General features: G+C 59.9%; 13 protein-coding genes. 6 read left to right on the forward strand and 7 right to left on the reverse strand.

Annotated features, from left to right (window positions below):
- Positions 1–4 precede the first annotated feature (4 nt).
- The gene (locus tag AC1RPZ_RS07715; RefSeq protein WP_493136379.1) at positions 5–907 is read right to left on the reverse strand and encodes a TIGR01777 family oxidoreductase; all 903 of its coding nucleotides are present in this window, start codon (positions 905–907) and stop codon (positions 5–7) included.
- 196 nt (positions 908–1,103) lie between these two features.
- On the opposite strand from AC1RPZ_RS07715, the gene AC1RPZ_RS07720 reads away from it, so the two are divergent.
- From AC1RPZ_RS07720 to AC1RPZ_RS07735, 4 genes are all read left to right on the forward strand, one after another.
- Positions 1,104–2,090, forward strand: coding sequence for an NAD(P)/FAD-dependent oxidoreductase (locus AC1RPZ_RS07720; protein ID WP_493136381.1), 987 nt, complete (start codon positions 1,104–1,106; stop codon positions 2,088–2,090).
- A gap of 140 nt (positions 2,091–2,230) precedes the next feature.
- A complete protein-coding gene (locus tag AC1RPZ_RS07725; protein ID WP_493136382.1) occupies positions 2,231–3,193 on the forward strand; it encodes a MerR family transcriptional regulator in 963 nt (320 codons plus the stop codon).
- Positions 3,194–3,263: 70 nt separating this feature from the next.
- Positions 3,264–4,046 (forward strand): SDR family NAD(P)-dependent oxidoreductase, encoded by a 783-nt coding sequence (locus tag AC1RPZ_RS07730; RefSeq protein ID WP_493136383.1) that lies wholly within the window; start codon positions 3,264–3,266, stop codon positions 4,044–4,046.
- Positions 4,047–4,143: 97 nt separating this feature from the next.
- Positions 4,144–4,449, forward strand: a complete 306-nt coding sequence (locus AC1RPZ_RS07735) for a YkgJ family cysteine cluster protein (protein ID WP_493136384.1) — start codon at positions 4,144–4,146, stop codon at positions 4,447–4,449.
- Positions 4,450–4,531: 82 nt separating this feature from the next.
- On the opposite strand, the gene AC1RPZ_RS07740 is transcribed toward AC1RPZ_RS07735, so the two are convergent.
- From AC1RPZ_RS07740 to hemA, 6 genes are all read right to left on the reverse strand, one after another.
- A complete protein-coding gene (locus tag AC1RPZ_RS07740; protein WP_493136385.1) occupies positions 4,532–5,050 on the reverse strand; it encodes an acyloxyacyl hydrolase in 519 nt (172 codons plus the stop codon).
- 116 nt (positions 5,051–5,166) lie between these two features.
- Positions 5,167–5,958 (reverse strand): glutamate racemase, encoded by a 792-nt coding sequence (murI, locus tag AC1RPZ_RS07745; protein WP_493136386.1) that lies wholly within the window; start codon positions 5,956–5,958, stop codon positions 5,167–5,169.
- On the reverse strand, positions 5,951–6,706 hold the full coding sequence (locus AC1RPZ_RS07750; protein WP_493136387.1) for a molybdopterin-synthase adenylyltransferase MoeB: 756 nt from the start codon (positions 6,704–6,706) through the stop codon (positions 5,951–5,953). The genes murI and AC1RPZ_RS07750 overlap by 8 nt, the downstream gene beginning before the upstream one ends.
- Positions 6,700–7,530, reverse strand: coding sequence for a peptide chain release factor N(5)-glutamine methyltransferase (gene prmC, locus AC1RPZ_RS07755; protein ID WP_493136388.1), 831 nt, complete (start codon positions 7,528–7,530; stop codon positions 6,700–6,702). The genes AC1RPZ_RS07750 and prmC overlap by 7 nt, the downstream gene beginning before the upstream one ends.
- Positions 7,531–8,613, reverse strand: a complete 1,083-nt coding sequence (prfA, locus tag AC1RPZ_RS07760) for a peptide chain release factor 1 (protein ID WP_123424951.1) — start codon at positions 8,611–8,613, stop codon at positions 7,531–7,533.
- A complete protein-coding gene (gene hemA, locus AC1RPZ_RS07765) occupies positions 8,610–9,899 on the reverse strand; it encodes a glutamyl-tRNA reductase (RefSeq protein ID WP_493136389.1) in 1,290 nt (429 codons plus the stop codon). Before hemA ends, prfA begins: the two co-directional genes overlap by 4 nt.
- A 181-nt stretch (positions 9,900–10,080) precedes the next feature.
- Here hemA and AC1RPZ_RS07770 point away from each other — a divergent pair, with 181 nt between their 5' ends.
- Both AC1RPZ_RS07770 and lolB read left to right on the forward strand, forming a co-directional pair.
- Positions 10,081–11,805 (forward strand): tetratricopeptide repeat protein, encoded by a 1,725-nt coding sequence (locus tag AC1RPZ_RS07770; protein WP_493136391.1) that lies wholly within the window; start codon positions 10,081–10,083, stop codon positions 11,803–11,805.
- 4 nt (positions 11,806–11,809) lie between these two features.
- Complete coding sequence (gene lolB, locus AC1RPZ_RS07775; protein WP_493136393.1) at positions 11,810–12,427, forward strand: lipoprotein insertase outer membrane protein LolB; 618 nt, start codon at positions 11,810–11,812, stop codon at positions 12,425–12,427.
- The last annotated feature ends 1 nt before the right edge of the window (position 12,428 follow it).

Here is a 12,428-nt window from a genome sequence, read left to right on the forward strand (position 1 = left end):
TATTTCAAAGGCGGCTGGACACATCGTCCAGAGCCGCACGCAAATCAGTGAAGCGGAATGTGAAACCCGCCGCCAGCAAGCGCGCCGGTGTCGCCCGCTGGCCGCCCAGCAGCAACAGTGACAACTCGCCAAGACCGAGCCGCAACGCGAAAGCGGGCATCGGCATGAACGCCGGGCGGTGCAAAATGCTGGCGAAGGTCTTGGCAAACTCGCGATTGCGCACCGGTTTTGGCGCGCACGCATTATAAGGACCACGGGCGTCTTTCTGATGCAGAAGAAAATCAATCAGGCCGATTTGATCATTGATGTGGATCCATGACATCCACTGCCGACCATTGCCGATCGGCCCGCCCAGCCCCACTTTGAACGGCAACAACAACCGCGACAAAAAGCCGCCCTCTGCCGACAGCACCAACCCGGTACGCACCAGCACCACACGAATCCCCAACGCCTCGGCGCGCTGTGCGGTCTCCTCCCAGGCGATGCACAGCTGGCTGGCAAAGTCTTCGCTGACCGGCGGCGAGTCCTCAGTCAATTCACGCTCGCCGCCATCGCCATACCAGCCGAGCGCTGAACCTGAAATCAACACCTGCGGTTTCTGCTCGCGGCTTTCAAGCCACGCCAACAGGGTTTCGGTGAGCTTGATCCGACTGTTCCAGAGCAGCGCCTTACGTCGATGAGTCCAGAGACGATCGGCAATCGGTGCACCCGCAAGATTGATCACCGCGTCCACCGGTTGTTGGCCAATGTCTTCCAGATGCCCAATACCACGTACCTGAGTGCCGCATAATTTGGCCACTTTTTTGGGCCTGCGACTCCACACCGTCAGGCTGTGACCCTGGCTCAACCAGTGTCGGCAGAGTTGACGTCCTATCAAACCAGTACCGCCGGTCAGCAATATGTGCATGACATCTTCCTCGCGTGGCGTTTTACCCCAATCACTAGTCTATTTTTATAAGCAGGGATGTTTCGGATCGGGCAGGTTCTGTGTTTAACAATAGGCCAACCTGTCAGAACGAAAACGCTGAAAGTTATACCAGCAAACAACATTGTATAGGTTTAACCCGAAGCGTAGCCTGTACAGAGAGGTAAACGAGGCCCCTATGACTGTACCCATCGCAATCATCGGCACCGGCATCGCCGGACTTTCGGCAGCCCAAGCCCTGCAAGAGGCCGGGTACGTCGTTCAATTGTTCGATAAAAGCCGTGGCAGCGGCGGTCGCATGTCGAGCAAACGCAGCGACGCCGGCGCACTGGACATGGGCGCACAATATTTCACCGCCCGCGATCGCCGTTTCGTCATTGAAGTCCAGCGCTGGCAAGCCAATGGCTGGGTGGCTGAATGGACACCGCAGCTCTACAACTATCACGGCGGTATACTCAGCCCATCGCCGGACGAGCAGACCCGCTGGGTCGGTACCCCGCGCATGAGCGCCATCACCCGCGCGCTGATCGGCGATACGGAAGCGCATTTCGCTTGCCGGATTACCGAGGTCTATCGTGGCGAAGAACATTGGCATTTGCAGGATGCCGAAGGCTTCACCCACGGCCCCTTCAGCCATGTCGTCATCGCCACGCCGGCGCCGCAGGCCACTGCCCTGCTGGCCGCCACACCGAAACTCGCGGGGGTCGCCGCCGGGGTGAAAATGGACCCTACCTGGGCCATTGCGCTGGCCTTCGAAAAACCCCTGGATACGCCAATGGAAGGCTGCTTTGTACAAGACAGCCCGCTCGACTGGCTGGCGCGTAACCGTAGCAAACCGGGGCGCGACACCACCCTCGACACTTGGGTATTGCACGCCACGAGCAGTTGGAGCCGACAACATATCGACCTGCCTAAAGAGGCGGTGATCGAGCAACTGCACGGCGCCTTCGCCGAGTTGCTGCACGATTCCATGCCCGCGCCGATCTTCAGTCTTGCCCATCGCTGGCTCTATGCGCGCCCGTCCAGCAGCCATGAATGGGGCGTATTGGCCGACGCCGACCTGGGCTTGTACGTGTGTGGCGACTGGTGCCTGTCCGGGCGTGTCGAAGGGGCCTGGATGAGCGGCCAGGAAGCGGCTCGTCGCCTGCACGCACACCTGCAGTGAAGCGCATCTATTCGCCGAGGCGGCTGATGACGCCAGCAAAAATCTATACAAGAAATTTGACTTGTACACCTTTGGATCTACGATCAAACCGCGTTGTACAGCGTGAACAGCCTGTGCAGATATAGATCCGAGGTGCGCCCATGCCCAGCCGCTGCGCGAGCAAACCAAAACCTGACGCTCATCCCCATGACGACGACCCCGGTGCCGACTATCAACAGGCCCTGGAGGACGGTTGGCTACCCATCCGCGAAGTCGCCCGGATCACCGGCATCAACGCCGTCACCCTGCGCGCCTGGGAACGTCGCTACGGTCTGATCGTGCCGCAGCGCACGCCCACGGGACACCGGCTGTTCTCGGCCGAGCATGTGCAACGGATCCATGACATCCTCACCTGGCTGAATCGCGGCGTAGCTGTCAGCCAGATCAAACAGCTGCTGGACACGCCACAAGCATTGAGCGAGCCCGTCGAAAATGACTGGCACGTGCTGCGCTTGAAGCTGATACAGACGATCAGCCAGCTGGCCGAACGTCAGCTCGATGACACGCTCAATCAAGCCATGTCGCTGTATCCACCACGCACCTTGTGCGAGCAACTGCTGATGCCGCTGCTGGCCGAACTTGAGCAGCGCTGGCAAGGGCAGTTTGGCGCGCAGATGGAGCGGGCATTCTTTTACTCCTGGTTGCGCAGCAAGTTCGGCGCGCGGATCTACCACAACAATCGTCAGTTGCGCAGTACGCCGTTGCTACTGATCAATCACTCGGACCTGCCCGTGGAACCGCACCTGTGGCTCACCGCCTGGCTGATCAGCAGCGCCGATTGCCCTGTGGAAGTGTTTGATTGGCCGCTGCCGGCCGGCGAATTGGCCCTGGCGGTCGAGCATCTGCAAGCGCGTGGTGTGCTGCTGTATTCCAGTAAAGCGATCAATCTCAAACAACTGCCGAAGCTTCTGAACAACGTCAGTTGCCCAAAACTCATGGCCGGGCCCGCGGTGTGCATCCACCACGCCGAGTTGTCCGCAAAAACCTCTGAAATCGCTGATTTGTCCCTGGCTGAAGATCCGTTGTCGGCCCATCAGGCACTGGTTCAGCGCGGACTCATTTAAATGCTTGTACGGAAACCACCCTGCAATGGATCTGGCTGCGGAGCGATACATGACTGAAAAGGACAATGGGATGAGTCATACAACTCCACGGCGGTATTGGTTGACGGGAGCCGGCAATGGCATTGGCGCTGCACTGGCCGAAGAACTGTTGAAGTCCGGCGTGCATCTGGCAGTCAGTGCCCGCGCGGCTGCGCCATTGAAAGTCCTGGCCCAGCGGTATCCAGGGCAAGTGCTGGTGGTGCCGGGCGATTTGACCAACAGCCAGACTGTGCGCGAGATCGGCGAGCAGATCCGACAGGACTGGGGCTCGCTGGACACCGTGATCCTCAACGCCGGCACCTGTGAGTATGCCGACGCCAAGCAGTTCGACGCCTCGATCATCGAACACGTGGTGCGCACCAATCTGCTCGCCAGCAGCTATTGCATCGAAGCCGCGTTGCCGTTGCTGCGCGCAGGGATCGCGCCCCATCTGGTGGGTCTCGCCAGTTCGGTGACTTACCTGCCCCTGCCTCGGGCCGAAGCCTTTGGTGCCTCGAAAGCCGGGCTGCGCTATCTGTTCGAATCCTTGCGCATCGATCTGGCATCGGAAGGCATTGGAGTCACGGTGATCAGCCCCGGATTCATCGACACCCCGCTGACCGAGAACAACGACTTCCCGATGCCACAGCTCTGGCCAGCCAACAAAGCCGCGCGACATGTCGTCGGTAAACTCAAGCAGCGCCCGCAGGAAATCACCCTCCCGGCCCTGTTCATGACCGCACTCTGGCCTCTGTCGAAAATATCCAACCGCGTAAAGTGGGTGATCGGCAAGCGCATGGTCAGGCGTTCGCCGCCGATCATGGATAAGCCGTAAACAGTTAATGGCCCAACGCCTGTCGGCAACCTTATCCGGTTAAGCGTCCGTCAGGCCTTTCACACAGCATCGGCGCGCTGCCTTACACTGCGCGCCTATGAACACGATCCCCCTCAAGACCATCGCCGAACCGGCGGTCACCTGCTCGACCTGCGCAGCCTGCTGTTGCCAGCTCGAAGTCATGCTGATCACGGACACCGGCGTGCCCGAACGCTTTATCGACACCGACGATTGGGGCGGGGAAGTCATGCTGCGCCTGGATGACGGCTGGTGCGCCGCACTGGATCGCGACAGCATGATGTGCACCATTTACGAAAAACGCCCGCTGATCTGCCGGGAGTTCGAAATGGGTGCACCCGAGTGCATCGACGAGCGCCAGGGGATTGCGACAGCGTATCGCTGAGTGAAAGCTAGCCAAATACACCTGTGGGAGCGAGCCTGCTCGCTCCCACAAAAGCCCGCTCCCACAATAAAGCAGCCAGTCATTACAGCGGCATCGTGTAATGCAATGCGTAGCTTTCTATACCGTCATTGGTGACGTTGATATGGGCATTGGAGTAATGCGTCGCGCGGATCCCGATTTCATGCCCGCCAGCAAACCGCAGGCCGAACCCCAATCGATCCTCAAATTGAAAAGCCTCGCCCAACCGGCGGTCGTCCACTTCGTCGTGAGCGAACAGCGCAACGCCGATGCCGGCCTCCAGATAAGGTTTGACGGTTTGCCCGGAAAACTCATAAACGAACACCGGAGAGAACGACAGGCTGTGATTGCTTGCGGTCCTGTTACCATTCCAATAGGTGTACGCACCGCTCCAGTAGCCCGTCACGCGCCCGACATCACTCTGCCACCAGCTTTTATCCCAATCCCATTGCAGGCCCAGGCGATAAGTCTGGGTCGAATCGCTGGTCTGGCCAACCGCAAACTCGACGCCTGCCGCTTGTGCGGTAAAACTGTGCCCCAACAACGCGGCCGCAATCGCGGCTAAACAGAACAGTCGCTTCATGAGAAACATCCTTTTCCGAACGATTATGTTTGGTTTTTATGGCTCAACAAACGTGCGATGGAAATCCACGCCTCAACAGAAATTGATCCATTCGAAGCGTTCCCCAAAACGATTTTCTACAAACTGAAGCTTCGCACAACCCCGGCGTTATGCCAGAGCAACGGCAGGATATTTCTCAGGTGCTCGGGGCTGGCACTGGTCCAGAATTGCGCATCGCGAGGCGGCCCGTCGGCGAGCAATTCACGTTCGGCGAGCAGGCGCTGGGTTTGCCGGGCAACGGCAGCACCGGTGTCGATCAGGCTGATGTCGGCAGGGAGCATCTGCTTGAGCAATGGCTTGAGGAAAGGATAGTGCGTGCAGCCCAAAATGATCGTGTCACACCCTTCCGCCAGCAAGGGCTCGAGATATCCGGCCAGCATCAGGCGCAGCTCCTGGCTGTGCAGATCACCCGCTTCGATCAACTCAACCAGCCCTGGGCAAGGCTGGGTGATGACGCGAACATCGGTGGCAAAACGGTCGAGCAAGGCGGCAAACTTGGCGCTCTGCAAAGTGCCGGTGGTGGCAAGCACACCGACCACGCCACTGCGGGTCGCCGCCGCTGCCGGCTTGACCGCTGGCTCCATGCCGACAATGGGCCAATCCGGGTAATCACGACGCAAGTCCGCGACACCGGCCACGGTTGCCGTGTTGCACGCCACAACCAACGCCTTGGCACCTTGCTGCTGAAAAAACTCCGCCACCACACTGCAGCGCTGGCGAATGAACTCAGGGGTTTTCTCGCCGTAGGGAATATTCCCGCAGTCGCCGACATACAGCAGCGACTCATTGGGCAACAGATGCTGGATCTCGGCCAGCACCGACAATCCACCGACGCCGGAATCGAAAACGCCTATCGGCGCTTCACGCATGTTTTGGCCCACAGACACTGCACCCTGGATCACGCTTGACCCTCAATTCACGAAAACGTGTGCCCAAGGCATCGATCAACAGCAACCGCCCCACCAGCGGTTCACCGAAACCCACCAACAGTTTCAGCGCTTCAAGCGCTTGCAGGCTGCCGACCAGCCCTACCAGCGGACCGAGCACGCCCGCCTCGCTGCAGGTCAGTTCGGCTTCGCTGCCGTGCCCGTACAAGCAGTGGTAACACGGGCTCTCGGCGCGACGTGGATCGAACACCGACAACTGCCCTTCCAGACGAATCGCCGCACCGCTGACCAAGGGTTTGCGCGCCGCCACACAGGCTGCGTTCACCGCTTCACGGGTGGAAAAATTGTCGGAACAGTCGAGCACCACGTCGACCGCCGACACCGCAGCGGCCAACGTGTCTGCGTCCAGCGCGGTGCGATGGGCGATCAATTGAATCTCGGGGTTGATCGCCGTCAGACGACGAATAGCCGAGTCGACCTTGCTCAGGCCGACGCTGTCCGTGTCGTGAATGATCTGCCGTTGCAGATTGGTCAGGTCAACCGTGTCGAAGTCGGCCAGATGCAGCTCACCGACCCCGGCCGCCGCCAGGTACAGCGCGACCGGCGCACCGAGACCGCCGAGTCCGACGATCAAGACGCGGCTTTGTTTGAGTCGCAACTGGCCGTCGATGTCGACGTGTTGCAACAGAATCTGTCGGCTATAACGCAACAGCTCCTGATCATTCAGCACGGTAGGCGCCCCAGACTGATACGTTCGTGGCCGCCGAGGTCCTTGCGGCTGTGGACCTCTTCAAAGCCTTGGGTCAACAGCAATTCGCGCACGGCATCGGCTTGATCGTAACCGTGCTCGAGCATCAACCAGCCGCCCGCTTCTAGGTGCTGCGGCGCCTGGGCGATGATCAAACGCAAATCGTCGAGCCCATCAGTGCCGGCCACCAGCGCGCTGGCAGGTTCGAAACGCACGTCACCGGCCACCAGATGCGGGTCGGCGGCAGCAATGTACGGCGGATTACTGATAATCAGCGTGTAACGGTGATCCTTCAGCGCACTGAACCAGTGGCTACTGAGCACGGTGACGTTGTTCAAGTGCAGACGCTGACGATTGCGCTCGGCCAGGGCCACGGCTTCAAGAATCCGGTCCACCGCCGTGACCTGCCAGGCCGGGCGCTCGCTGGCCAGAGCCAAGGCAATCGCGCCACTGCCGGTGCCCAGGTCGAGTACCTTGGCGGGCGTTACCGGCAACAGTTCCAGCGCAGCTTCGACCAACAACTCGGTGTCCGGGCGCGGGATCAGCGTATGCGGCGCGACTTCCAGATCGAGCTTCCAGAAACCCTGCTGGCCGAGGATGTACGCCACCGGCTCACCGGACCGGCGACGTTGCAGGTACTCGGCAAACGTCAGCGCCGCTTCGCTGGGAACGATGCGCTCCGGCCAGGTGTGCAGGAAACTGCGGGACTTGCCCAGGGCAGCGGCCAGCAGCAATTCGGCATCCAGACGTGCGGTCGGCGAATCGGGCAAGTCGGCTGCGCGTAACAAGCTGGCAATGATGGTCATTTATTCACCTATCGCTGCCAGTTGGTCAGCCTGGAACTCGGCCAGCAACGGCTCGATCACAGCATCGACGCCACCCGCGAGGATTTCGTCGAGGGAATACAGCGTCAGGTTGACCCGGTGGTCGGTGACCCGGCCCTGGGCAAAGTTGTAGGTGCGGATTCGCTCGGAACGGTCCCCCGAGCCCACCAGCAGCTTGCGCTCGCTGGCGATGGCATTCGCCGCGGCGCTGGTTTGCTGGTCGTTGAGTTTGGCCGAAAGCCAGGACATCGCCCGCGCCCGGTTCTTGTGCTGGGAACGCTCTTCCTGACACTCGACCACGATGCCCGACGGCAAGTGAGTGATACGAATGGCCGAGTCGGTCTTGTTCACGTGCTGGCCACCCGCGCCAGAAGAGCGATAGGTATCGACCCGCAAATCCGCCGGGTTGATCTCGATCGCTTCCTGTTCATCCGGCTCAGGCAACACTGCCACGGTGCACGCCGAGGTGTGGATACGGCCCTGGGACTCAGTGGCCGGAACCCGTTGCACGCGGTGTGCACCGGACTCGAACTTCAGCTTGCCATAGACATTGTCGCCTTCGACCCGCGCGATGACTTCTTTATAGCCACCGTGTTCGCCGATGTTCTCCGACAGAATCTCGACCCGCCAGCCGCGCCGCTCGGCGTAACGCGAATACATGCGGAACAGGTCGCCGGAGAAGATCGCCGCTTCGTCACCGCCGGTGCCGGCGCGGATCTCCAGGAACACGTTGCGCCCGTCGTTCGGATCCTTGGGCAGCAGCATGCGTTGCAGACTGGCTTCGAGTTCGATCAGTTGCTCTTTGGCTTCGCGTACTTCTTCGACGGCCATTTCGCGCATGTCCGGATCGCTGTCCTTGAGCAGCGCCTGGGCACCTTCAAGATCGCCCTGAACCTTGAGCAGCTGTTTATAGGTGGCGACAATCGGCTCAACTTCCGCGTATTCCTTGGAATAGGTGCGGAATTTGTTCTGATCGGAAATGACTTCGCCATCGCCAAGCAAGGCAGTCAGTTCCTCGAAACGGTCCTGGAGGATGTCCAGCTTATTGAGCAGTGACGCTTTCATTGCGTTTTTTTATCCGAAGAGCTGTCCGAATTGCCCTCACCGAGGGCAAAGAGTTCCTGGGCCATGGCCAGCGCATCGAGGCGGCCTTCGGCGGTAAGCTTTTTCAACTGCACGCTGGGGGCATGCAACAGTTTGTTGGTCAGGCCACGGGCCAGCTGCACCAGTACGTCTTCAGCGCTGCTGCCGTTGGCGAGCAGGCGCAGGGCTTTTTGCAGTTCTTCATCGCGCAGGCGTTCGCTCTGTTGACGATAAGCCTTGAGCACATCCACCGCCGCCAGTTCACGCAGACGAACCATGAAGTCGTCGGCGCCGATGGCAACCATCTCTTCCGCCGCCTGGGCAGCACCCTGACGGCTCTTGAGGTTCTCGGCGACCACTTCATGGAGGTCGTCGACGCTATAAAGGTAAACGTCGTCCAGCTCACCCACTTCCGGCTCGATATCCCGTGGCACGGCGATATCGACCATGAAGATCGGCTTGTGCTTGCGCAGCTTCAAGGCACTTTCTACCGCGCCTTTGCCAAGAATCGGCAACTGGCTGGCGGTCGAGCTGATGACGATATCACTGCGCACCAGTTCTGCCGGGATGTCCGAGAGCAGCACCGCGTGGGCGCCGAACTGCTCGGCCAGGATGCTGGCGCGTTCCAGGGTCCGGTTGGCGACCACGATCCGTTTCACGCCCAACTCATGCAAATGGCGGGCGACCAGGGTAATGGTCTCGCCGGCGCCAATCAGCAGCGCCTGGCTGCGCTGCAAATCACTGAAAATCTGTTTCGCCAGGCTGACCGCGGCAAACGCCACGGACACCGGGTTTTCACCGATAGCGGTGTCGGTGCGCACCTGCTTGGCGGCATTGAACGTGGCCTGGAACAAACGCCCAAGCAGCGGACCAATGGTGCCGGCCTCGCGGGCCACGGCGTAGGCCGATTTCATCTGGCCGAGAATCTGCGGTTCGCCCAATACCAGCGAATCGAGCCCGGAGGCAACCCGCATCATGTGACGAACTGCCGCATCATCTTCATGCACATAAGCACTCGCGCGCAGTTCTTCGAGGCTTAAATGGTGATAATCGGCCAACCAGCGCAGTACGGTATCCGCCGAAAGGTGATCCTGTTCTATATAGAGTTCACTGCGATTGCAGGTGGAGAGGATCGCAGCTTCGCGGCTGTCGGTGAGTCGGCAGAGCTGCTGCAAGGCCTCAACCAGCTGCTCTGGGGTAAAAGCCACGCGCTCGCGGACGTCTACGGAAGCAGTCTTGTGGTTAATACCGAGTGCAAGGAAGGCCATTCAAGGTCGCTGATGATGTCGAGAAGCCGACAATTGTCCTACTTCGCCTGACTCAGAACAACCACTCGATATCTATTGCCCCTCCTACGGGGGGTGCATACGCAAATTGACAGGCCGGTTATGTTTGGCCGAAGGCTTGTGTCATGATGATCCGACCGCAGGTTAGTCGTCCTCTTCCTATATGAATAGATCTTCCGCGTTGCTCCTCGCTTTTGTCTTCCTCAGCGGCTGCCAGGCATTGGCGCCCGTTTCGCCGGGCGGCACACCGCCGGTCGAAGGCAGCACAAAGGCCCCTGAAAAGCCCAAGGTTTACAGCTCGTTTAGCGAAGACACGATCTTCAGCCTGCTGAGCGCGGAACTGGCTGGTCAGCGCAATCGTTTCGACATTGCGCTGGACAACTACGTGACCCAGGCCGTCAACACCCAGGACCCGGGCATCTCCGAGCGAGCCTTTCGCATCGCCGAATACCTGGGCGCCGATCAGGCAGCGCTTGATAGCTCGCTGATCTGGGCAAAAAACGCCCCGAACGACCTCGAAGCGCAACGTGCCGCCGCCGTGCAGCTGGCCCGTGCCGGGCGTTATGACGACTCCATGGCCTATATGGAGAAGGTTCTGCTGGGCAAGGGCGATACCCATTTCGACTTCCTCGCCCTGTCCGCGGCCGATACCGATCAGGACACTCGCAATGGCTTGATGAAAAGTTTTGACCGTTTGTTGCTGCGCCACCCGAAAAACGGCCAGCTGATTTTCGGCAAGGCTCTGTTGCTGCAACAGGACGGCGACTCTCAGGGTGCGCTGACCCTGCTTGAGAAAAACCCTCCGGAAGCCGGTGAAATCGCCCCCATTTTGCTGCGGGCACGCCTGCTGCAAAGCCTCAACCGTGGCAAAGAAGCGCTGCCTCTACTGGAAAAAAACATTCGCAAATACCCGGAAGACAAACGCTTGCGTCTGACGTATGCACGCCTGCTGGTCGAGCAGGACCGCATGGGCGACGCCAAAGAACAGTTCTCAAGCCTGGTTCAGCAATATCCGGAAGACGACGAGCTGCGCTACTCCCTCGCACTGGTTTGCCTGGAAGCCAAGGCCTGGGGCGAGGCCAAGGGTTACCTGGAAGACCTCATCGCCCGGGAGAGCCATGTCGACTCGGCCCACCTGAACCTGGGTCGTATCGCCGAAGAGCGCAACGACCCGCAAGGCGCCCTGATTGAATACGCATTGGTGGGCCCGGGTAACGACTATCTGCCGGCGCAATTGCGCCAGTCCGATATTCTGATGAACAACGGACGCACCGCCGAAGCCCAAAACCGTTTGGCCAGATCGCGCGACGAACAACCGGATTACACGATTCAGTTGTATCTGATCGAAGCCGAAACCCTGTCCGCCAATAAGCACGATGATCGCGCCTGGGCAGTCCTCGATAAAGCCTTGAAGCAGTATCCGGACGATCTGAACCTGCTCTATACCCGGGCCATGCTGGCGGAAAAACGCAATGACCTGGCGCAGATGGAAAAAGACCTGCGACTGATCATCAAGCGCGACCCGAACAACGCCATGGCGCTGAATGCCCTGGGCTACACCCTGTCCGACCGCACCACGCGTTACGCCGAAGCCAAGGCGCTGATCGAGCAAGCGCACCAGTTGAACCCGGAAGATCCGGCCGTTCTCGACAGCCTTGGCTGGGTGAACTTCCGTCTTGGCAACCTCGATGAAGCCGAGCGTTACTTGCGCCAGGCTCTGGAGCGTTTCCCCGATCAGGAAGTCGCGGCGCACCTGGGCGAAGTCCTGTGGGCCAACGGCAAGCAACGCGAAGCCAAACAAATCTGGGGAAAATTCCTCAAGAATCAGCCCGACAGCCCTATCCTGCGCAGCACCATCAAGCGCCTGACCGGTTCCGAGACTCTTTAAAATCATGTTTTTGCGCCACATCATCGTTTTCAGCTTCATCGCCCTGCTCGCCGGTTGTGCGGGCTTTGGCGCCCGTGAATCCGTCGAGGGTCACGGCAACCCCGCGCAATGGCGCGAACACAAACATCAACTGACAGGCCTTGATGGCTGGCAAATCAACGGCAAGGTCGGCATCCGGGCCCCGAAAGACTCGGGCAGTGGCACCTTGTTCTGGCTGCAACGGCAGGACTACTACGATATTCGTCTGTCCGGCCCGCTGGGTCGCGGCGCGGCACGCCTGACCGGGCGTCCCGGCCAGGCGTCGCTGGAAGTGGCCAATCAGGGTCGTTTTGAGGCGCCAACCCCCGAAGCCCTGCTCGAAGAACAGCTGGGCTGGAAGCTGCCGGTTTCGCATTTGGTCTGGTGGGTTCGCGGATTGCCCGCACCTGACAGTAAAAGTCGCCTGAACCTGGATGCCGACAGTCGCCTGGCCACTCTCGAGCAGGATGGCTGGCAAGTCGAGTACCTCAGCTACATCCAGCAAAACGGCTATTGGCTGCCCGAGCGGATCAAGCTGCATGGCACCGACCTTGATGTCACGTTGGTGATCAAGGACTGGCAACCACGCAAATTGGGGCAATGAC

The organism is Pseudomonas sp. GW822-FHT02D10, from assembly GCF_058802345.1.